The organism is Campylobacter sp. W0014 (assembly GCF_020135975.1).
Lineage (GTDB): Bacteria > Campylobacterota > Campylobacteria > Campylobacterales > Campylobacteraceae > Campylobacter_D.
Genome location: NZ_JACHTR010000006.1, coordinates 25,813 through 47,841 on the forward strand (window position 1 = coordinate 25,813; position 22,029 = coordinate 47,841).

Below are 22,029 nucleotides of genomic sequence, written 5' to 3' on the forward strand. Positions count from 1 at the left end.
ATTTTTAGGCTTTAATTAAAATTTTCTACTAAATTTTTTGCCAACTCTTTAATATTTTCACCCTTTAACTCATTTATATTGCCTTCTTGTGCAAGTAAAATTCGATCAGCACTATCAAAATAAGCATCATCATGAGTAATGGCAAAAATAGTTTTACCTTGTTCTTTTAATAAAGGTAAAAGTTTTTTATAGAAAAATTTTCTAAATACAGGATCTTGATCTGCTGCCCATTCATCAAGAATCAAAACATCCCTTTGCTCGAGTAAGGCTATAAGCATGGCCAAACGTTTTTTTTGCCCTGTAGAAAGCTTGGTAAAAGTTAATTCATTATCTACAACATTTGTTTTATTTTCAAGCTCTAAAAAATTAAGCCAAAAAGCGATTTTTTCCTCACTTGCAAAACCATTTTTACTTAAGGTTTTGCTAAAAAGATGAAAATCGCTAAAAACTGCAGAAATAAGTGATCTATATCGACTCAAGCTTTTTTCATTATCAATTCGCATATTATCCACATAAATTTCGCCGTCACTCGGTTTAAAAAGTCCTGCTAAAAGCATACAAAAGGTTGATTTTCCACTTCCATTTTTACCAATTAAAAATACAAGTTCTCCTTTTTTTATATCAATATTTACAGGATTTAAGCTGAAATTCTCCTCATAAGAAAAAGAAACATTTCTAAAAGAAATTTGTTTCCAATCTTTAATATAATCTATCTCTTTAAAACCTTCTTTATATTCATCTAGTTCTAATTTTTCGATTTTATCCAAAGCAATTTTTGCTAAAAGTAAGGTAGGAAAAGAAGAGATCATAGAAACCAAAGGAGTTCTTAAAAATAAAATAGAAAGAGCTATAGTGGTTGCTTCATTTACACTTGCTAGATTATATTTTAAAGCTAAAAAAAACTCCATACCCACTAAAGCTAAAAGTGTTACATTTGTCCAATTGTTTGATAAATTATTAAAAAGATTGCCTAAAGTGCTATTTATCTTTTTTGCTTTTGCGTTATTTTCAAATTCAAGCTCGTAATAAAGCTTGGCTCTATCTTGATTGATTAAAAGTTCTTTATGGCCATCAAGTATATTTTGATAATTGTTTTGCAAAGCATCATCATTTTCTCTAGCCTTACGAAAATAATAATAAACTTTCATCATTAAAAAATGATTTGTTATAAAAACAATTGCGATCCAAACCGCACAAAAAATAAAAATTTCAACAGAAAGATAGCACAAATAAACACTCGTGCAAAAAATCAAAATGCTTGATTGCAAAAAATCAGGCAAACGCAAAAGCCCAAAAGATATATTTCTAACATCAGATCCTAAAGATGCTAAAATTCTTGCTTTTCCTACCTTAGCCACTCGAAGCAAAGGAGTGTCTAAAATTTGCTTTACAATACGCTTTTGCATTTTAAAAATAAAATTTTGTCCAAAAATACTCAATCCAAGTTCTACTATAGTCGAACTCACAAAAAAAACTAAAAGTAAAATTAGAAAATAAAAAATAGGTATATTTTGCACACTTTTAAGCAAATAATCATTGATAAAAATTAGAGTAAAAACCCCTACAATACTCGTTATAAAAGAAAAAAACAAAAAGGATAAAAATTTTAACTTATTATTTTTAAGCATTTCAATAATAAAAGACATTTTTCCAACTCCAGATAATTTTTATTATAACATTTTTAAAATGATAAAAAATAAAGAATGGTTAAAGATAAAGCATTTTTAAATTCAAATTAGATACCATTTCAAAAAAATATCAAGATGGATCTAATGAAAAAAATAATTTTTATGGGAACCCCAGCTTATGCAACTTGCATTTTAAAAGCTCTTTTAGAAAATGAGAATTTTAACATCATGGCACTTTTTACTCAACCTGATAAAGCAGTAGGTAGAAAACAAATTTTAACTCCAAGTCATACAAAAGCTTTTTTAAGCAATCATTCTTCTTGTGTTCCAATTTTCACACCTAAATCATTAAAAGATGAAGTAATCATTAAACAAATTAGCGACTTAAAACCCGATTTTATCGTAGTGGCCGCTTATGGAAAAATTTTACCTAAAGCCATTTTAGATATAGCTCCTTGTGTAAATTTACATGCCTCTTTATTGCCAAAATATCGCGGTGCTAGTCCTATTCAAAGCGCGATTTTAAATGGTGATGAAAAAAGTGGAGTTTGTACTATGCTTATGGAAGAAGGACTAGATACAGGTGCTATACTTGAAAGTTTAGAATGTGATATTAAAGATAAAAATTCAAGCGAAGTTTTTGAAATATTAGCCAATTTAGCTGCAAAACTTATCATTTCTACTCTTTTAAATTTTGAAAATTTAATCCCTAAAAAACAAGATGAAAATTTAGCAACCCAATGTGCAAAAATAAAAAAAGAAGATGGGATGATTACATTAAACAATGCAAGAAAAATTTATCAAAAATACCTCGCTTTTACCCCTTGGCCAAATATTTTTTTAGCTAATGGTTTGAAATTTTTAGAATTAGAACTTGTAGATGAAAATAAAATATTTAAACAAGAAGGAGAAATTTTAGAATTAGACAAAGAAAGTTTTTTACTATCTTGCAAGCAAGGTATTTTGCGTATAAAAAAATTGCAAGAAAGCGGAAAAAAAGTCCTTGATGGGCGTACTTATTTAAATGGAAAAAGGTTGAAAGTTGGAGATTATTTGCATTGAAAGTATAAATTCAACCCATCTTTTTTTATGTGAGCAAATTCGCAGTGGAAAAATAACAAAAAATACTGCTTTATACGCCCTAGAACAAACTCAAGGAATAGGAAGTAGAGAAAATTCATGGCAAAGCTCAAAAGGAAATTTGCATCTTTCTTTTTGTTTAAAAGAAGAAAACTTACCTAAAGATTTGCCTTTAGCTTCGGTTAGTATTTATTTTGCCTATTTAATCAAAGAAATTTTAGCAGATAAGGGTTCTAAAATATGGCTTAAATGGCCAAATGATTTATATTTAGATGATAAAAAAGCAGGTGGAATTATGAGTACAAAAATTTCTGATTTTATCATCGGAGGAGTGGGATTAAATATCGTTTTTGCTCCGAAGAATAAAGCTTTATGTGATATTAAAATTTCGATTGAAAATTTAGTTAAAGAGTTTATAAAAAAGCTAGAAAAAAAAATTTTATGGAAGAATATTTTTAGCAAGTATATGTTAGAATTTGAAAAATCAAGACATTTTAGCGTCCATTATGAAGGCAAAATTTTTTCACTTAAAGATGCTTGTTTATATCAAGATGGATCAATTTTATTAGATAATAAAAGGGTGTATAGTTTAAGATGAGCGAGATTATCACAATAGCAAATCAAAAAGGCGGCGTAGGCAAAACAACAACAGCTGTAAATTTAGCAGCTTCTTTAGCGGTAGCAGAAAAAAAAGTACTTTTAATCGATGTCGATCCTCAAGCCAATGCTACAACAGGACTCGGCTTTAACCGCAATAATTATGAATATAATATTTATCATGTTTTTATAGGTAGAAAAAAACTTTCTGATATTATTTTAAAAACGGAATTACCACAACTTCATTTAGCCCCATCAAACATTGGACTTGTAGGTATTGAACAAGAACTTGCTAAGGGTGAAAATAATGAAAAGAAAACTGTATTAAAAAATCAAATTCAAGAGGTTTTGGATGAATATGATTTCATTATTATAGATTCTCCACCAGCACTTGGAAGTATCACTATCAATGCTTTTGCGGCGAGCGACAGCGTTATTATTCCTATACAATGCGAATTTTATGCGCTTGAAGGTGTTGCCATGGTTTTAAATACTATTAAAATCATCAAAAAAACTCTCAATCCAAAACTTAAAGTAAGAGGTTTCTTGCCAACTATGTATAGCTCTCAAAACAATCTTTCTAAAGACGTAGTAGAAGATTTAAAGCAAAATTTCAAAAAACAGCTTTTTACAATTAATGGCAATGAAGATGATTTTATTGTTATTCCGCGTAATGTTAAATTAGCAGAAAGTCCTAGCTTTGGCAAACCTATCATACTTTATGATATAAAATCGCCTGGATCTTTAGCTTATCAAAATTTAGCTTATTCAATTTTAGGATAAAAAAATGGGATTAAATAAAGACAGAGGCTTAAAAAGCCTTATGGGAAATGTAGAAGAGGTATATACTAGAGAACTTGGACTTGATAAAAATCAGGTCAAGCTTATCGAAATTGAAAAAATTATCCCAAATCCCTTCCAGCCAAGAAAAGTTTTTGATGAAACAGCTTTAAATGAACTTGCAAATTCTATCAAAGAATACGGATTAATACAGCCTATTATTGTATTGCAAAAAGAGGATAAATTTATTTTAGTCGCGGGTGAAAGAAGATTAAGAGCGACTCAAATTTTAGGCGAAGAAAATATATTAGCTTTTGTATCCGATAGAGATGAAATCAAACTCAGAGAACTTGCTCTGATAGAAAATATACAAAGAGAAAATTTAAATCCTATAGAGCTTGCTCATTCTTACAAAGATTTAATTGAAGTGCATAATATCACTCAAGAAAATTTAGCCGAACTTATTCATAAAAGCAGAACGCAAATTACCAATACTTTAAGACTTTTAAATTTAGACAGCCGAACTCAAAAACTTATCATCGAAGGTAAAATCTCTCAAGGCCATGCTAAAGTTTTAGTTGGCTTAAATGAAAAAGATGAAAAAATGCTCGTTGATAGCATCATAGGTCAAAAACTCAATGTAAGAGAAACGGAAAAAATTGTTCAAAAATTAAAAAATAAAGAAAAAGTCCAAGAAAAAGAAGATATGGAATTTGAAAATTCTATGCAAAATTTAAAACAAACTCTAAATAAAATCGGCTTCTCTTGTACTCATAAGAAAAATAATTTTATTATTCATTTAGAAAATATCGCTGAAATTAATAAGTTAATTAAAATTTTTAATTAATTTAACGCAATTCTTATGTTTTATATGTTACAATAAAAAGTTTTTAGGAATTATAGCAAAAAAGGGAATTTTTTATGTTTGAAGATATGCATCCATCTATAATGTTTGCTACTATGGCTATTTTTTTGGCTATGATAGTTATTTTAAATACTATGCTATATAAACCTCTTTTAAAATCCATAGATGAAAGAAATGATTCTATTAGAAATGATGAAAATAAAGCAAAGCAATATTCTCAAGATATATCAAGTGCAAATGATGAGATTGATGCAATTTATACCAATACTAGAGAAGAAGTTTTTAAAATTAAACAGCAAGCTATGAATGCTGCCAAAGAAGAGGCGCAGCAAGCTATTAAAGCTAAAAAAGAAGAATTGGAACGAAGGATGAGTAGTTTTTATTTAGAACTCGAAAATCAAAAAAAAGAATTTAAGGAAAATTTAGATCAGTATTTGCCTGATTTAAAGCAAACTTTGCAAAATAATATTAAAAAAATAGGAACAAAAGAATGAAAATTTTATATAGTCTCATCTTATTAAGCCCTATATATGCAATGGCTTCGACTGAATATGATATTGTTCCTAGAACTATTAATTTTTTAATTTTTATAGCCATTTTATATTATTTTTCAGCAAATGCTTTTAAGAATTTTTACAAAAATCGTATCATAAAAATTTCTTCTAAAATTGATGAAATTCAAAAAAATCTTTTAGAAAGCAAAGCAAAAAAAATCGATATAATGAAAAAAATTGAAGAAGCAAAAGCAAATTCTGTAGCGGCTATATCTATAGCTAAAAAAGAAGCAGATGCTCAAGCTCAAAAAATCAAAGAAGAAACCCAAAACGAAATTGCTCTACTTGAACAAAATTTTGAAGAACAAAAAAAATACGAATTAAGAAAAATGAAAAAAGAAGTAGTTTCTTGTGTTTTACAAGAAATTTTTGAAGATCCAAGTATAAGCTTAAAACAAAACGAAATTATAGATATTATATCAAAGAAAGTGTCTTAATATGGATAATTTAATTGCAAAGAAATACGCAAAAGCTATAATCGAAAGAACAGATATAGAAGATTTTTACCATCGTTTATCTGTTTTAAATTCTGCTTTTTGTATGCCTAAATTTAAAGATATTATTAATTCTAGTCAAATTCAAAAAGATAAAAAATTGGATTTATTAAATTCATTTTTTGAAAAAGCAAATCCAAATTTCATCAATTTTTTAAAAATATTATTAAAAAATTCAAGGCTTGATTGTATTCCGCAAATTTTCAAGGAGCTCCAAAGACAAAAAGCCCTCAAAGAAAATATATGTCAAGGTGTCGTGTATTCAAAAGAAACCTTGAGTGATGATAAAATAAAAGAACTTGAAAATAAACTTAATTTGAAATTAAAAACAAAAATCAAACTAAAGAATGAAATAGGTCAAAACGATGGTGTTAAAATTTACTTGGAAGAATTAGGTTGCGAAATTGCTTTTTCAATGAAAGCTTTTCAAAATAAAATAAGTGAATATATACTTAAAATTATTTAAGGAGAATATGTATGAATTTTAAAGCTGATGAAATCAGTTCTATTATAAAAGAAAAAATCGAAAATTTTGATTTAGATCTTGAAATCGAAGAAACAGGAAAAATTATCTCCATAGCAGATGGAGTTGCTAAAGCTTATGGATTAAAAAACATTATGGCCGGAGAAATGGTTGAATTTGAAAACGGCGATAAAGGTATGGCTCTTAATCTTGAAGAAAGTAGCGTCGGTATTATTATACTTGGAAAAGGCGAAGGTTTAAAAGAAGGCTCTTCGGTAAAACGCTTAAAAAAACTTCTTAAGATTCCAGTAGGTAATGCTTTAATTGGAAGGGTTGTTAATGCCCTAGGAGAACCAATTGATGCTAAAGGTCCTATTGATAGCAATGAATTTCGCTGTGTAGAAGAAAAAGCTAAAGGTATCATGGCAAGAAAAAGCGTTCATGAGCCTTTGCAAACTGGAATTAAAGCGATAGATGCCCTTGTTCCAATCGGTCGCGGTCAAAGAGAGCTTATTATCGGTGATAGACAAACAGGAAAAACTACCGTAGCTATCGATACTATTATAGCTCAAAAAGGACAAGATGTTATTTGTATTTATGTTGCTATTGGACAAAAACAAAGTACAGTCGCTCAAGTTGTAAAAAAACTTGAAGAACATGGGGCAATGGATTATACCATAGTAGTTAATGCTGGTGCAAGTGATCCAGCATCTCTTCAATATATCGCACCTTATACCGGTGTTACCATGGGAGAATTTTTTAGAGACAATGCTAAACACGCTTTAATTGTTTATGATGATTTAAGCAAACATGCTGTAGCTTATCGTGAAATGTCTTTGATTTTACGTCGTCCTCCGGGTCGTGAGGCTTACCCAGGTGATGTATTTTACCTTCACTCAAGACTTTTAGAAAGAGCAAGCAAATTAAGCGATGAGTTAGGTGCGGGCTCTCTTACTGCTTTACCGATTATAGAAACACAAGCAGGAGACGTTTCAGCCTATATTCCAACCAACGTTATTTCCATTACCGATGGACAAATTTTCTTAGAAACAGATTTATTTAACTCTGGAATTCGTCCTGCAATCAATGTCGGTTTATCAGTTTCTAGGGTTGGTGGAGCTGCACAAATTAAAGCAACTAAGCAAGTATCAGGGACTCTAAGATTGGATCTTGCACAATATAGAGAACTCCAAGCTTTTGCTCAATTTGCCAGCGATCTTGATGAAGCAAGTAGAAAACAGCTGGAACGCGGTCAAAGAATGGTGGAACTTTTAAAACAACCTCCTTATGCACCAATCAGCATAGAGAAACAAATCGTTTCGATTTTTGCTGGCACTAAAGGACATTTAGATGATATATCGGTTTCAAAAATTCAAGAATTTGAAAGTGGAATTTATTCATTTATTGAAACAAAATATCCAGATATTTTTGAACAAATTCGTTCCAAAAAAGCTCTAGATGCAGAATTAGAAGAAAAATTAACTAAAGTCATTAATGAGTTTAAATCAAATCAGCTATAAGGTCTTTTATGTCTAATTTAAAAGAAATTAAAAGAAAAATAAAAAGCGTTTATAACACACAAAAAACGACCAATGCTATGAAGCTCGTTTCTACAGCTAAATTAAAAAAAGCTGAAGAAGCAGCTAGAAAATCAAAAATATATGCTGAAAAAATTGATGAAATGCTAAGTGAAATTTCATTTCAAATCAATAAAATCATTTACAATGAAGATGACTCAAGATTTGCTTTATTTCATAAAAGAAATAAAATTCAAAATGTTGATTTAATTTTCATCACAGCAGATAAAGGACTATGCGGTGGATTTAATATCAAAACTTTAAAAGCTGTCAATGAATTATTAAAAGACTATAAAGCAAAAAATATCAATGTTCGTCTAAAAGCTATAGGCAAAACGGGGGTTGAATATTTTAGTTTTCAAAGAATAGAATTATTTGAAAAACATATTGGATTAAGCTCTACGCCAAATTACGAAAAAGCTTGTTCGATTATCCATTCTTCCGTTAATGATTATATTGATGGAACTACAGATGAAGTTATTTTAATCCATAATGGATATAAAAATATGATCACTCAAGAATTAAAAGTTTCTCATCTTATTCCAGTTGAACCTAAAAAAGTTGAAACAGAACCAAGTTCTCTTTTAGAACTTGAACCGGATAATGTTGGCTTGCTAGAAGATTTAATGAAAACTTATTTAGAATATAATATATATTATGCATTAATTGATTCTTTGGCGGCTGAACATAGTGCTAGAATGCAAGCGATGGATAATGCAACCAATAATGCCAAAGCTAGAGTAAAACAGCTTAATCTTGCTTACAATAAGGCAAGACAAGAATCCATTACCACTGAACTTATAGAAATTATCAGTGGTGTTGAATCAATGAAATAGTAAATTTTTAAGGAGAGTAGTAATAATGCAAGGATTTATTTCACAGATATTAGGTCCGGTTGTTGATGTAGATTTTGATAACTATTTACCTCAAATCAATGAAGCCATTATCGTTAATTTTGAAAGCGAAGGAAAAAAACATAAACTTGTTTTAGAAGTAGCTGCACATTTAGGAGATAACAGAGTTAGAACCATTGCTATGGATATGACAGATGGTTTAGTTAGAGGAATGGAAGCTCAAGCTTTAGGAACTCCTATTAGTGTGCCTGTTGGTGAAAAAGTTTTAGGAAGAATTTTCAATGTTACAGGTGATTTGATAGACGAAGGTGAAGAAATTGCCTTTGATAAAAAATGGGCAATCCACAGAGATCCACCAGCTTTTGAAGATCAAAGCACTAAAAGTGAAATTTTTGAAACCGGTATTAAAGTTGTTGATTTATTAGCTCCGTATGCAAAAGGTGGTAAAGTAGGACTATTTGGTGGTGCTGGTGTTGGTAAAACAGTTATTATTATGGAACTTATTCACAATGTTGCCTTTAAACATAGCGGATATTCAGTTTTTGCTGGTGTTGGTGAAAGAACTCGTGAAGGAAACGATCTTTACAATGAAATGAAAGAAAGTAACGTTTTAGATAAAGTTGCCTTGTGTTATGGACAAATGAATGAACCACCAGGAGCAAGAAATCGTATAGCTTTGACAGGTCTTACAATGGCAGAATATTTTAGAGATGAAATGGGACTTGACGTATTGATGTTCATTGATAATATCTTTAGATTTTCTCAATCAGGTTCTGAAATGTCAGCTCTTTTGGGAAGAATTCCTTCAGCTGTTGGTTATCAACCAACCCTAGCAAGTGAAATGGGCAAATTCCAAGAAAGAATCACTTCAACCAAAAAAGGCTCTATTACTTCAGTACAGGCTGTATATGTTCCAGCTGATGACTTAACCGATCCAGCTCCTGCCACTGTGTTTGCTCACTTAGATGCAACAACTGTTTTAAATAGAGCTATTGCTGAAAAAGGAATTTATCCAGCCGTTGACCCATTAGACTCTACCTCAAGAATGCTTGATCCAAATATTATTGGAGAAAAGCACTATAAAGTAGCACGTGGAGTACAATCTGTTCTTCAAAAATATAAGGATTTACAAGATATTATTGCTATTTTAGGTATGGATGAACTTAGTGAAGAAGATAAGCTTATCGTTGAAAGAGCAAGAAAAATAGAAAAATTCTTATCTCAACCATTTTTCGTTGCTGAAGTCTTTACTGGTAGCCCAGGAAAATATATTTCTCTTGAAGAAACTATAGCAGGTTTTGAAGGAATTTTAGAGGGTAAATATGACCATTTACCAGAAAATGCTTTCTATATGGTTGGTAATATTGAAGAAGCAATTGCAAAGGCTGGTAAAATCAAAGGTTAATAATGGATAATTTATTTAAAATTGAAATTATCACACCTATGGGTGTAATTTACGAAGGTGATATAAAATCAGTCATTTTGCCAGGAAGTGAAGGGGAATTTGGCGTATTAAAAAATCATGCGGCCTTAGTTTCTTCATTAAGTTCTGGCATTATTGATATAGAAAAAGAAGATTTAAGTCATGAATTAATTGCAATTGATGCAGGACATGTTAAAGTAGATGAAGATAAAACCAGTGTTTTAGCAAAAGGGGCGGTTTGGATTTCAGGGTCTAATGAAAGTGAAATAGAAAAAAATCTTTCCAAAGCCAAAGAATTGATCAAATCAATGAGTTCAGATAGCGTTACCTTAGCCGCTACTTTTTCTAAAATAGACAATCTAAAAGGTTAATAAATGAATTTTGAAGCAATATTTAATTTTTTTGGCAATTCGAGCATTATTACTTATGTAGTTCTTATTTGGCTTTCTTTGTATTTCATTCTCTCATTTGCGATTTTTTTTGCAAGAATCAGCTATATAGCAGCTTGGAGAAATAAAGAAAAAGAAAGTTTAGAAGCTTTGCTTTTAGGAGAAAAAGATTTAAGTCGTACAGATTCTATTTTAAGAAAATGCACCGGCACAAGTCTTAATCATTTAGAAATTTATAAAAATTTAGCCACTCGTCGTGCTTCAGGTGGCTTAACTTGGCTTAGTATTGTTGCTTCAACCTCTCCTTTTATAGGTCTTTTTGGAACGGTTATTTCTATACTAGAAACTTTTGGGGGCCTTGGAAGTCAAAATTCTTTAAGCATTATCGCACCACAAATTAGTGAAGCTTTGGTTGCAACAGGTTGTGGGATATTAGTTGCTATTCCTGCTTACACTTTTCATCTTATTATTAAAGCTAGAGCTTTTGAACTTTTAAGTATTATCGATAGTGAAATTAAAGTTTTATCCAATAACCACTAAGGCCTTGCAATGCTATTTGAAGAACATAAACCAGAACTTAACATTACACCTTTGGTGGATATCATGCTTGTTTTACTTGCTATATTGATGGTTACAGCTCCAAGCATCACCTATGAAGAAAAAATCAATCTTCCTCAAGGGAGCCAAAAGTCTACAAGCGCTCCAACCTTAAAAAGCTTAATTGTAAGCATCAATTCTAAAAAAGAGATTTTCTTAAATCAAGAAAAATATAATTTTGTAAGTTTTGCCGATAATTTGGCACAAAAAAAATCACAATTTAATATCGATGAGCCTGTTTTTATCAGAGCTGATAAAAACTTAAAATATGACGATGTTATTTATGTTTTAAGAAGCATTAAAAATTTAGGTTTTACTAAAGTTGCATTACAAACAGAATAAAAATATGAAAAAATACGGCTTAAGTAATTTAAATTCTTTCTTATTAGCCTTAGCGGTTTATTTGATTGTTATTGCTTTTGTTTTTTTTAGACTTATAACCCAAATTGCCCCTGCTATACAATATACAGATTTAAAAGATAGTTTTATTGATATCGAACTTTCGGAACCTTCTAAACAAACAGCTGCTAATCTAAATACTTCAAAAAATTTACAAAAACCAGATGATCAGGTTGATATCAATAAACTTTTTGCACAAACAACAAATCAAAGTGTTAAAACCGAAGATATGGATCAGCAAGCAAACAATTTTAATGAGCTTTTTGGTAATATAGAAGAAATGCAAGATGCAAAAACAACAAAAATACAAGCAAACGCTCAATCGGCAAGCTCAACAACTCCTAAACCTCAAGCTTCAGAGCTTATCAAAAAGCTTAATGATAGTTTAATAGAAGAACAAAATCTCACTCAAGGTGAAAGCACTAAAACTCAAAAAATGGGTGTTTATGATGAATTTTTGGGCAAAGTTGTACGCGTTATTACCCAAAGATGGAAACAATACTATCCTAATAATAAAGAAATCAGTGTGAGAGTAAAAATCTTTATTGATGAAAATGGGAAATTTGGTTATACTTCAGTGGAAAAAAGCGGTGATTCTTTATATGATGCTAAAGTGGCGGAATTTTTAGAAAGTCAAAAAGGAAAATTTATAACTTATCCGCCACAAAATAAAAGCATAAGTATAATTATGAATTTAAAAGATGAGATAAAAAATTAACAATAATTTAGGAGAAAAAATGAAAAAATTCTTTGCTGTTTTCTTGCTTTTTTTAGGTGTTCTTTGGGCTGAAGATCCAACGATTACAGTTGTTAACTCAGGTGTGGTTTTACCAAAAATTATCGTTAAAGATAATTCTAATATAAGTGATATCGCTTTAAAACGCAGTTTTTATAACATAATCGTCAATGATTTAAAAGTAAGTTCAAATTTTGATGTTGTAAGCGATGCTGCTGAAAAAAGTAATTATGTTTTTGAATATGCTCTAAGCCAAAATGGAAATAGCTTAAATTTGAATGTTAAAATTAAAGCCGGAGGAATTGAAAAATCAAACCAAACTTATACTTTAAATGGTATTGAGCAATATCCTTTTTTAGCACATAAGAGTATCAAAGCTTCTGTTAGTGCTTTAGGCTTACCTCCAGTTGAATGGATGGATCATAAAATTTTAATAGCTAGAAATTCAAGTTCCAAAAGAAGTCAAATTATCATGGCTGATTATACTTTAACATATCAAAAAGTTCTTATCGATGGTGGTTTAAATTTATTTCCAAAATGGGGAAATAAAGAACAAACTATATTTTATTATACAGCTTATGATAACAATATGCCTACACTTTACCGCTATAATTTAAATTCTAATAAAGCTAGTAAAATTTTATCAAGCGGTGGTATGGTTGTGGCTAGTGATGTGAGTTCAGATGGAAGTAAAATGCTTATAACTATGGCTCCAAAAGATCAGCCTGATATTTATTTATATGATCTAAACGCTAAAAAATTAACCCAACTTACCAATTATTCTGGCATCGATGTTAACGGTAATTTTATAGGAAGTAATGATGATAAAATGGTTTTTGTAAGCGATCGTTTAGGTTATCCAAATATATTCTTACAAAATTTAGATGGCTCTAGTGGTGCTGAACAAGCTGTTTTTCATGGAAAAAATAATTCAGCAGTTTCTACTTATAAGGATTTCTTGGTATACTCTAGTAGAGAGGTTAATCAATATGGAGTTTTTAATATTTACTTAACTTCAATTAATGGCAGTGATGTAAGACAGCTTACAGCTAATGGAAAAAATATATTTCCTAGATTTTCTAGCGATGGAGGTAGTATAGTTTTTATTAAATATCTTGGCGCACAAAGCGCTTTAGGTGTTATAAGAGTTAATGCAAATAAAACTTTTTATTTTCCTTTAAAGCTTGGGAAAATTCAATCCATTGATTGGTAAAATTAGTATTAATTAGTTGCAATTAATAAAAAATTTAGATATAATATATCCAAATCTATTCATATTGGAAAGGTCGGAAATGAAAAAAATTCTTTTTGGTTCAATTGCTGCATTTGCAGTAGTTATTAGTGGATGTAGCACGAAAAGCACAAGTGTAAGTAGTGATACTAGTGTAGATTCTAATAGGGGTTCAAATGGAACAGATAATTGGGATATTGATTCAAGAATTTCTCAACTTAATGATACTTTAAATAAAGTATATTTTGATTTTGATAAATTTAACATTCGCTCAGATATGCAAAATGTTATCAATAACAACGCAAATATCTTCAATACCCAAGTAAGTGGTGTTAATATCACAGTTGAAGGTAATTGCGACGAATGGGGAACTGATGAATATAACCAAGCTTTAGGTTTAAAAAGAGCAAAAGCTGTTAAAGAAGCTTTAATAGCTCAAGGAGTAAATTCAGATAGAATTTCTATTAAAAGCTATGGTGAAACAAATCCAGTTTGTACAGAAAAAACAAAAGCTTGCGACGCACAAAACAGACGTGCTGAATTTAAACTATCAAAATAATCTATGAAAAAAATACTTTCAGTAGCTCTTTTTATAGGAGCTACTTTACTTCATGCTGAAAACTCGGCTTTTGGCGCAGGAGATGTAACCAGCAATAATGCTTATGGTCTAAGCTCAAGTGAAAGATTAATCAAAGAAAAACTTGATTCTTTAAGTAATAGCAATTCTCAAACAAATGCAAGAATTGATGAAATACAAGAAAGAATTGAAGGTTTGCAAAGCACTTTGGAGGGTATAAATTCTCAATATGCCAAATCTAATTCTAGATTAACTCAACTAGAAACAAAAAATGATAGCTTAGAAAATAATTTAACTGCAGAAATTCAAAATTTAAAAAAATACGTTGAAGAAAGCAGAAAAATTCAAGAAACTAATAATAAACAATTTAAAAAAATCTTAACAGAACTTAGTTCTTTGGTTGATTCTATCAATGCAAATTATGTATCTAAAGAAGAACTTAAAGATATAAATTTAAGTATAAATAATATTTCATCAAACGCTTCACATAAAAATATTGAAAATATTTTAGATGAAAAAAAAGACAATAATGCTACAACAAATACACCAATTAAAGATACAAATAAAACCATAGATGATTCATGGAAAAAGAAAAAAAATAATGAAATTTTAGATTTAGCAATACAAGATCTTCATAAAGATTTATACGAAGAATGCAAAACTAAATTAAATTATCTTATAGCGCAAAAATATAAACCAGCAAGAGCAAATTTTTGGTTAGGGGAGATAGAATATAAACAAAAAAATTACAATAACGCTATTGTTTTTTACAAAAAAAGTTCTACTATAAGCTCTAAAGGAGATTATTTTCCAAAGCTTTTATACCATACTGCAATTTCACTAGATAAAGTAGGCAATACAAAAACAGCTAATGGATTTTATAAGGCTTTAAAGAAAAATTATCCAAACACACCTGAAGCAAAAGCTTCACCAAATAGAAAATAAAAAAAAGGAAAAAAATGCCAATAGAAAAAAATAATGTTGTTTCGATGTTTTACGAACTTAAAGATGCAAACACTCAAGAAGTTTTAGAGTCAAATTTATACGCTCAACCTATTTCATTTATAGTTGGCAAAGGACAGATTTTAGAAAGCTTGGAAGAAGAAATTATGAAGCTTGATTGTCCAAGTAATAGCGATGTTTTAATTAAAAAAGAAAAAGGTTTAGGTGAATATGATGCTAACGCCATCCAAACATTACCTAAGGAACAATTTGCTGGAATTGATTTGAAAATAGGTATGGAACTTTTTGGTGAAGGTGAAAATGGCGAAACTGTTCGCGTAACCGTTAAAGAGATCAATGAAAACGATGTTGTTGTTGATTATAATCATCCTTATGCTGGAAGAGATCTACTCTTTTCACTTAATATCGTGGATGTTAGACCAGCTAGCGAAGATGAAATTTTAACAGGCATTGTTGCAGGAAGCCATAGTTGTGGATGTGGTGGAGGACATCATGATCATGATCATCATCACGGAGGTGGCGGTTGCTGCGGTGGTGGCGGAGGTTGCGGTTGTCACTAATGAATATTGCCTTTATATTCCCAGGACAAGGTTCCCAAGTCACTGGAATGGGAAAAAGCTTTTATGAAAATTCTAAAAATGCAAAAGAACTCCTTGATAGCGCAAGCGATTTTTGTAAGATTGATTTTAAATATTTGCTTTTTGAGGAAAATGATCAGTTAAATAAAAGCGAATTCACTCAACCTTCTATTGTATTAAATTCTTTGATGGCTTATACAGCCTTAATCGAACAAAAACCAGATTTACAAGCTACATTTTCCCTAGGTCATTCTTTAGGGGAATTTTCAGCTTTAGCTGTAAATGGAGCTTTAGAATTTTTGCAAACTCTTACCTTGGTTAACAAAAGAGGATTTTTCATGCAAGAAGATTGCTCTAAAGTTGAAGCGGGAATGATGGTTGTTTTAGGATTAGATGATCAAATCGTAGAAGATATTTGCAAAAAAGCCCAAGAGGAAAATAAAAAAATATTTGCAGCGAACTACAACTGCGATGGTCAAATTGTTGTAGCGGGTTTAAAACCCGATCTTATAAGCTATGAAAATGAATTTAAAAAAGCTGGAGCAAAAAGAGCAATGCTTTTAAACATGAGTGTTGCAAGTCATTGTCCTTTACTTGAAAATGCTTCGTCAAAACTTTGTATCGAGCTTGAAAAAACACTCAAACCAAATTTTAAAGCCGTAGTTTCAAATGCAAATGCAAAAATTTATACTGATAAAGAGCAAGCGTTAAAATTACTCAAATCTCAACTTATTTCTCCTGTTCTTTATAAACAAAGCATTAAAAATTATGAAAATGAAATCGATTGTTTTATAGAATTTGGTGCAAGCATTCTTAAAAGTTTAAATAAAAAAATAAGCTCTAAAGAAACTTATTCTTTGAGCAATTTTAACGATATTGATGAATTTTTAAAGGTTATAAAATGAAAATAGCAATTTTAGGCGCAATGCCAGAGGAAATAACCCCTTTACTTGAAATTTTAAGAGAATACAAAAGTGTTGAATACGCAAACAATACTTATTATCTAGCAAATTATAAAAATCATGAACTTATTTTAGCTTATTCTAAAATAGGAAAAGTCAATTCAACTCTAAGTGCAAGTATAATGATTGAAAAATTTGGAGCTGAAATTTTACTTTTTACAGGTGTAGCAGGCGCTTTTAATCCGGAATTAGAAATAGGTGATTTACTCTACGCTACACAATTAGCTCAATATGATCTTGATATAACCGCTTTTGGGCATCCGCTTGGTTTTGTTCCAGGAAATGAAATTTTTATAAAAACAGATGAAAAATTAAACAATATTGCTTTAGAAGTTGCAAAAGAATTAAATATTAAACTAAAATCAGGAATCATTGCAACTGGAGATGAATTTATCTGCGATGAAGCAAAAAAAGCAAAAATAAGAGAAATTTTTAATGCTGATGCTTGTGAAATGGAAGGTGCTAGCGTCGCTTTAGTTTGCGATGCTTTAAAAATACCTTGTTTTATTTTAAGAGCTATGAGTGATAAAGCCGGAGAAAAAGCTGAATTTGATTTTGATGAATTTGTGATTAATTCTGCGAAAATTTCGGCTAATTTTGTTCTTAAAATGTGCGAGAAATTATGATAAACCTTAGCAAAAAGCTTATACGACAAGTTGCCCAAGCAAACGCTAAATTTGGACTTATTAAAGATGGCGATCGCGTTCTTTTAGGCTTAAGTGGAGGTAAAGATTCTTTAGCTTTGGCGCATCTTTTAAATCGTATGCAAGCTCACGCTCCTTTTAAATTTAATCTTGAAACTATTACTTTAAGTTATGGTATGGGTGAAGATTATTCTCAATTGCATGCACATTGTGAAGAACATGGTATTAAACATAGTGTTCTTGACTCTAATATCTATGAAGTGTCAGGCGATACTATAAGAGAAAATTCTAGTTTTTGTAGCTATTTTTCAAGAATGAGACGTGGAGCTTTATACACTTATGCTCTTGAAAAAGGTTTTAATAAACTTGCTATTGGTCATCATTTAGACGATGCGGCGGAGAGTTTTTTTATGAATTTTATCCACAATGGATCTTTAAGAACCCTAGCTCCGATCTATAAAAGCAAACGTGGTATAATAGTGATACGCCCTTTGATTTTTGTTAGAGAAAGACAACTTAGAGACAATGCGATACAAAATGAACTTCAAGTTATAGGAAATGAGTTTTGTCCCGGCATGAAACTCAGCGAAAAAAATGTTAAATTTCCACATGCAAGAGAAGAATCCAAACAACTTTTAGCAAATTTAGAAAAAGAGCATCCTAAACTTTTTACGAGCTTGAAAACTGCCTTTTCTAACTTGCATACAGAAACTTTTTGGATGAAACAAATATAAAAAACTCTTATGAAAAAAGCTTTTATTATTGTTGATTATCAAAATGATTTTATCAACGGAAGCTTAGGTTTTAAAAAAGCTTTAGAAATTAAAGAAAATATTCTTAACCACCTAAATCAAATCGATTTTAATACCACACACTTACTCATCACTTGCGATACGCATGATCAAAATTACTTAAAAAGTAAAGAAGGATTGAACCTTCCTATAAAGCATTGTATTAAAGATACTTTTGGTTGGAAAATGCCTGATGAATTTGATCCATTTTTAAAAAAAGCTCATAAAATTTTTTATAAAAATACTTTTGGTAGTTTAGAATTTGCTAATTTTATCAACCAAAATCAATATAAAGAAATTTATTTTTGCGGCCTTGTTTCGCATATTTGTGTATTTTTTAATATTATCTTAGCTTTTAGTGCAAATCCTAATTCTAAAATTATTTTATATCAAAATTCTACAGCCAGCTTTGATAATGATTTAGAACATTCAGCTTTTTCTTTGCTTAAAGCCTATGGAGTTGAAATAATATAAATTAATTTCTTATGAGTTAATAAATGCAAGGTTTTATACTTTATACTCAAAAAGTAAAAGATGAGGATTTAATTGTTTCTATTTTGAGCCCAAAAAAATTTATAAAAACTTATCGTTTTTATGGACTCAGACATTCTAGTATTTTAAACGGATATAAAATCGATTTTTCCTTAGATGAGCATCCAAGCTTTTTACCGAGACTTAAGGACGTATTGCATTTAAATTTTTCTTGGATTTTAGATAGAGAAAAAATGTTTATTTGGCAGGAATTTATTGGTCTTTTATTTAATCATTTAAAAGATATAGAAACGATTGAAGAGTTTTATTTTTTGCTTTTAGAAGAATGTGTTAAACGCTTTGAAAAGCAAAATCCTAAAAGAGTCATAGTGGATGCTTATCTTAAAATTTTAGAATTCGAAGGTCGGTTGCGTCAAGATTTTATTTGTTTTTCTTGTGAAGAAAAAATCCAAGATCAAATCACCCTTATAAGGGCTTTTTTACCTTCGCATAATCACTGTGCTTTAGGATATGAATTTAAAGAAGAAAAAATTAAATATTTTTATGAAAATAAAAATTGTCGAATTTTTGACGATAAAGAAATACAAAATTTATACAATTTAGTCAAGGAAGGTTTATGATACTCAGTGATGAAAAATATGAGTTTTTAGAGAAAATAGCGAATTTTTTAAGTCCAAAGGATATTGAACTTATTTTTGTTGACAGTCAAGAAATGCAAAAAATCAATCTAAGCCAAAGAAATCAAAATAAAACAACCGATGTTTTATCTTTCCCACTTGAAAGTGTAGATGAAAATATCCCCTTGGGTTCCATAGTCATTAATACAGAATTAGCCAAAGAAAAAGCAAAAGAATTTGGACACAGCTACGAAGAAGAAATAAGTTTGTTATTTATTCACGCTATGCTTCATTTATTAGGTTTTGATCATGAAAAAGATAATGGAGAAATGCGAAAAAAAGAAGAAGAGCTTATAAAATACTTCAAATTACCTGCAAGTTTAATTATTAGAACTATAAATTAAAAATTTATTTTTAATTTTAAATATTTTATTAATTTAAAATTAAAATATAAGATTTTTAGGATATAATTTATTTTTAAATTCTAAAAAGGATAATTATGTTTTATGTAAAACTTTTGACACCTTTTATAGTTGGATTAATTATTTATTTTATTCCAGTTCCAGAAGGTTTAAATTCTAATGCTTGGCTTTATTTTAGTATTTTTATAGGCCTTATTATTGGTTTGATTCTAGAACCAATTGCACCAGCATTAATCGGAATTATAGCTGTTACTTTGGCTGTCTTATTTAAAGTTGGACCTGTTGGTTCTAATAATATAGAAACCATTGTTAAAGATTCTGTTGCAATAAAATGGGGACTATCAGGATTTTCTGATTCTGTAGTTTGGCTTATTTTTGCTGCTTTTACCATAGGACTTGGTTTTTCAAAAACAGGGTTAGGTGAAAGATTAGCCCTTTATCTCGTTTCAAAACTTGGAAAATCTACCTTAGGCTTGGGTTATGCTATTGCTATAGTGGATTTAGTTTTAGCTCCTTTCATTCCTAGTAATGCTGCAAGAAGTGGAGGAACGGTTTATCCTATAGTCAGCAATATCTCCCCTATGTTTGAAAGCTATGCGGATAAAAATCCTAGAAAAATCGGTGCTTATCTTGTATGGATGGGTCTAGCAAGTTCTTGTCTTACAAGTTCTATTTTTCTAACAGGTCAAGCTCCAAACCCACTTGCCCTCTCTTTGATCTCTAAAAATGGAGTTATGGTTGTAGATTGGCTTAGTTGGTTTTTAGCCTTTTTACCAGTAGGTTTAATACTTTTTATTATTACTCCGATTTTGGGATATTTTATATACCCACCAGAAGTTAAAGGATCAAAAGAAATAGCTATTTGGGCAAATGAAAAATATCAAGCTCTAGGAAAGATGCCAACTTCTCAAATTTTTATGCTCCTTATTGCTCTTATTGGATTAGTGCTTTGGGTTGGATCAAGCTTTTTTAAAATCAATGCTACAACTACAGCCTTAATCATGATCATTTTAATGATAGCTTGCAAAATAATTACTTGGCAAGATTTTTTAGGCAATAAACCAGCTTGGAATACTCTTGTATGGTTTGCAACCCTTGTTACAATGGCAGGCGGGCTTAAAAATGTCGGATTTTTGGATTATTTAGCTAACTCTTTAGGACATAGACTTTCAGGTTTTGAACCGTTCGTTGCCACCATTTTACTTTTGATGTTATTTTCTTGGCTTAGATATTTCTTTGCTTCAGGAACTGCTTATGTTACAGCTATAATCGCTGTTTTTGTATCTTTAGCTAGCTCTATTAAAGGTGCAAATCCGGCAGAAGTTATGCTAATACTTACATTACCGATGGGCTTTATGGGTATTATCACTCCTTATGGAACAGGTTCTTCTCCTTTATGGTTTGGAAGCAACTACATCAAAGGACCTCAATTTTTCTTACTGGGTGGAATATTTGCTGTAATTTACATGGCAATTTATTTTCTTGTTGGAATGCCTTGGATCGGATTTATAATGCCTCATCTTAACTTTCATTAAAAATTAATTTTTCTCCTTAATTGGAGAAAATCACTTGTTTTATTATTTTATCTTGCTTGATTGAATTATAATATTTAGAAAAATAAAATATAGCTAATATATATTTTATCTATTTTAAAAATATTCTTATTAATTACTATAAAATTTTTGCGTTTGTCTTAAAAGCCATATAATGCAATAGATTACAAAAATACTAGCTCCCATTCCACTAAACAAGGCGTTATGAACGCCTTGAAACATTTTTTGAAACATAGGCGATACTGCATTTTTATTGTATAGCTTATGGTATCTATCCAGTTTGAAGGCAATTCAGAAATAGTTAATTCATTCATTTTATTTCTTTATTGATTTATTTTTGTCTGATTAGCATTTCATTTATATTGCAACGTTCAGGATTGTTTATTACTAAGCCAAAAGGATTTTTATATTTACTTGCTTTGGAACATTCCACTACTAAAATTCTATATCTTCCATTTTTTTCTAGCAAGATATAATTACTATAATGTGTTTCATCATTTTTGAAATATTCTTGTTTGCTTCCATAAACATAATTTTCAATTTTATTATAAATTTGCTTTGCATTATCGATACTTGAAATATTTTCTAGCGATTTCCATGAGTAAAGATTATAATCTGGATATTTTTCTTTAATAAGATTATTTGCCTTTTCAAATAATTCTTTATTTCCTTTTTCGTATTCAAATTTAACAAGTTTATCTCCACCACAAGCAATAAAAAATACTGCAACTATCGCAAATAAGATTTTTTTCATTTTTCTTCC

The 22,029-nt window shown here is 30.0% G+C and carries 27 protein-coding genes; 25 read left to right on the forward strand and 2 right to left on the reverse strand.

Annotated elements, in window-relative coordinates; translation table 11 throughout:
• Positions 1–11: 11 nt before the first annotated feature.
• Positions 12–1,646, reverse strand: a complete 1,635-nt coding sequence (locus tag H2277_RS03065; protein ID WP_337200913.1) for a multidrug ABC transporter permease/ATP-binding protein — start codon at positions 1,644–1,646, stop codon at positions 12–14.
• A gap of 126 nt (positions 1,647–1,772) precedes the next feature.
• Here H2277_RS03065 and fmt point away from each other — a divergent pair, with 126 nt between their 5' ends.
• The 25 genes from fmt (at position 1,773) to H2277_RS03190 (ending at position 21,248) form a co-directional block, all read left to right on the forward strand.
• Complete coding sequence (gene fmt, locus H2277_RS03070; protein ID WP_337200914.1) at positions 1,773–2,690, forward strand: methionyl-tRNA formyltransferase; 918 nt, start codon at positions 1,773–1,775, stop codon at positions 2,688–2,690.
• Positions 2,671–3,306, forward strand: a complete 636-nt coding sequence (locus tag H2277_RS03075; RefSeq protein ID WP_337200915.1) for a biotin--[acetyl-CoA-carboxylase] ligase — start codon at positions 2,671–2,673, stop codon at positions 3,304–3,306. Before fmt ends, H2277_RS03075 begins: the two co-directional genes overlap by 20 nt.
• Positions 3,303–4,088 carry a ParA family protein gene (locus H2277_RS03080; RefSeq protein WP_137624032.1) on the forward strand — a complete coding sequence of 262 codons (786 nt, stop codon included), beginning with the start codon at positions 3,303–3,305 and terminating at the stop codon, positions 4,086–4,088. The genes H2277_RS03075 and H2277_RS03080 overlap by 4 nt, the downstream gene beginning before the upstream one ends.
• A gap of 4 nt (positions 4,089–4,092) precedes the next feature.
• Complete coding sequence (locus H2277_RS03085; RefSeq protein WP_337200916.1) at positions 4,093–4,932, forward strand: ParB/RepB/Spo0J family partition protein; 840 nt, start codon at positions 4,093–4,095, stop codon at positions 4,930–4,932.
• Positions 4,933–5,006: 74 nt separating this feature from the next.
• Positions 5,007–5,444, forward strand: a complete 438-nt coding sequence (locus H2277_RS03090) for a FoF1 ATP synthase subunit B' (protein WP_337200917.1) — start codon at positions 5,007–5,009, stop codon at positions 5,442–5,444.
• Positions 5,441–5,941: a F0F1 ATP synthase subunit B gene (locus tag H2277_RS03095; RefSeq protein WP_337200918.1), complete on the forward strand. Its 501-nt coding sequence runs from the start codon at positions 5,441–5,443 to the stop codon at positions 5,939–5,941. Before H2277_RS03090 ends, H2277_RS03095 begins: the two co-directional genes overlap by 4 nt.
• A gap of 1 nt (position 5,942) precedes the next feature.
• On the forward strand, positions 5,943–6,464 hold the full coding sequence (locus H2277_RS03100; protein ID WP_337200919.1) for a F0F1 ATP synthase subunit delta: 522 nt from the start codon (positions 5,943–5,945) through the stop codon (positions 6,462–6,464).
• Between the two features lie 11 nt (positions 6,465–6,475).
• A complete protein-coding gene (gene atpA, locus H2277_RS03105; protein ID WP_337200920.1) occupies positions 6,476–7,981 on the forward strand; it encodes a F0F1 ATP synthase subunit alpha in 1,506 nt (501 codons plus the stop codon).
• Between the two features lie 8 nt (positions 7,982–7,989).
• The gene (gene atpG / locus H2277_RS03110) at positions 7,990–8,874 is read left to right on the forward strand and encodes an ATP synthase F1 subunit gamma (RefSeq protein WP_337200921.1); all 885 of its coding nucleotides are present in this window, start codon (positions 7,990–7,992) and stop codon (positions 8,872–8,874) included.
• A gap of 25 nt (positions 8,875–8,899) precedes the next feature.
• A complete protein-coding gene (gene atpD / locus H2277_RS03115; RefSeq protein ID WP_337200922.1) occupies positions 8,900–10,297 on the forward strand; it encodes a F0F1 ATP synthase subunit beta in 1,398 nt (465 codons plus the stop codon).
• A 2-nt stretch (positions 10,298–10,299) separates the two neighbouring features.
• Positions 10,300–10,686, forward strand: coding sequence for an ATP synthase F1 subunit epsilon (gene atpC, locus H2277_RS03120; protein WP_337200923.1), 387 nt, complete (start codon positions 10,300–10,302; stop codon positions 10,684–10,686).
• A gap of 3 nt (positions 10,687–10,689) precedes the next feature.
• Positions 10,690–11,244: a MotA/TolQ/ExbB proton channel family protein gene (locus tag H2277_RS03125; protein WP_337200924.1), complete on the forward strand. Its 555-nt coding sequence runs from the start codon at positions 10,690–10,692 to the stop codon at positions 11,242–11,244.
• Between the two features lie 9 nt (positions 11,245–11,253).
• Entirely contained in the window at positions 11,254–11,643 is a 390-nt protein-coding gene (locus H2277_RS03130; RefSeq protein ID WP_337200925.1) for an ExbD/TolR family protein, read from the forward strand.
• 4 nt (positions 11,644–11,647) lie between these two features.
• On the forward strand, positions 11,648–12,418 hold the full coding sequence (locus H2277_RS03135) for a TonB C-terminal domain-containing protein (protein ID WP_337200926.1): 771 nt from the start codon (positions 11,648–11,650) through the stop codon (positions 12,416–12,418).
• A gap of 19 nt (positions 12,419–12,437) precedes the next feature.
• Positions 12,438–13,649, forward strand: a complete 1,212-nt coding sequence (gene tolB / locus H2277_RS03140) for a Tol-Pal system protein TolB (protein WP_337200927.1) — start codon at positions 12,438–12,440, stop codon at positions 13,647–13,649.
• Between the two features lie 79 nt (positions 13,650–13,728).
• Complete coding sequence (pal, locus tag H2277_RS03145; protein ID WP_337200928.1) at positions 13,729–14,226, forward strand: peptidoglycan-associated lipoprotein Pal; 498 nt, start codon at positions 13,729–13,731, stop codon at positions 14,224–14,226.
• Positions 14,227–14,229: 3 nt separating this feature from the next.
• On the forward strand, positions 14,230–15,189 hold the full coding sequence (locus tag H2277_RS03150; RefSeq protein WP_337200929.1) for a tetratricopeptide repeat protein: 960 nt from the start codon (positions 14,230–14,232) through the stop codon (positions 15,187–15,189).
• A gap of 14 nt (positions 15,190–15,203) precedes the next feature.
• Positions 15,204–15,767: a peptidylprolyl isomerase gene (locus H2277_RS03155; RefSeq protein ID WP_337200930.1), complete on the forward strand. Its 564-nt coding sequence runs from the start codon at positions 15,204–15,206 to the stop codon at positions 15,765–15,767.
• Positions 15,767–16,690: an ACP S-malonyltransferase gene (gene fabD / locus H2277_RS03160; RefSeq protein ID WP_337200931.1), complete on the forward strand. Its 924-nt coding sequence runs from the start codon at positions 15,767–15,769 to the stop codon at positions 16,688–16,690. Before H2277_RS03155 ends, fabD begins: the two co-directional genes overlap by 1 nt.
• Positions 16,687–17,373 carry a 5'-methylthioadenosine/adenosylhomocysteine nucleosidase gene (locus H2277_RS03165; RefSeq protein WP_337200932.1) on the forward strand — a complete coding sequence of 229 codons (687 nt, stop codon included), beginning with the start codon at positions 16,687–16,689 and terminating at the stop codon, positions 17,371–17,373. The genes fabD and H2277_RS03165 overlap by 4 nt, the downstream gene beginning before the upstream one ends.
• A complete protein-coding gene (locus H2277_RS03170) occupies positions 17,370–18,125 on the forward strand; it encodes a tRNA 2-thiocytidine biosynthesis TtcA family protein (RefSeq protein ID WP_337200933.1) in 756 nt (251 codons plus the stop codon). The genes H2277_RS03165 and H2277_RS03170 overlap by 4 nt, the downstream gene beginning before the upstream one ends.
• Before the next feature lie 9 nt (positions 18,126–18,134).
• Positions 18,135–18,656 (forward strand): cysteine hydrolase family protein, encoded by a 522-nt coding sequence (locus H2277_RS03175; RefSeq protein ID WP_337200934.1) that lies wholly within the window; start codon positions 18,135–18,137, stop codon positions 18,654–18,656.
• A 23-nt stretch (positions 18,657–18,679) separates the two neighbouring features.
• The gene (gene recO / locus H2277_RS03180) at positions 18,680–19,294 is read left to right on the forward strand and encodes a recombination protein RecO (RefSeq protein WP_337200935.1); all 615 of its coding nucleotides are present in this window, start codon (positions 18,680–18,682) and stop codon (positions 19,292–19,294) included.
• Positions 19,291–19,695, forward strand: a complete 405-nt coding sequence (gene ybeY / locus H2277_RS03185) for an rRNA maturation RNase YbeY (RefSeq protein ID WP_337200936.1) — start codon at positions 19,291–19,293, stop codon at positions 19,693–19,695. The genes recO and ybeY overlap by 4 nt, the downstream gene beginning before the upstream one ends.
• Before the next feature lie 95 nt (positions 19,696–19,790).
• A complete protein-coding gene (locus tag H2277_RS03190; RefSeq protein WP_337200937.1) occupies positions 19,791–21,248 on the forward strand; it encodes a DASS family sodium-coupled anion symporter in 1,458 nt (485 codons plus the stop codon).
• A gap of 349 nt (positions 21,249–21,597) precedes the next feature.
• On the opposite strand, the gene H2277_RS03195 is transcribed toward H2277_RS03190, so the two are convergent.
• The gene (locus tag H2277_RS03195) at positions 21,598–22,020 is read right to left on the reverse strand and encodes a hypothetical protein (RefSeq protein WP_337200938.1); all 423 of its coding nucleotides are present in this window, start codon (positions 22,018–22,020) and stop codon (positions 21,598–21,600) included.
• Between the last annotated feature and the right edge of the window lie 9 nt (positions 22,021–22,029).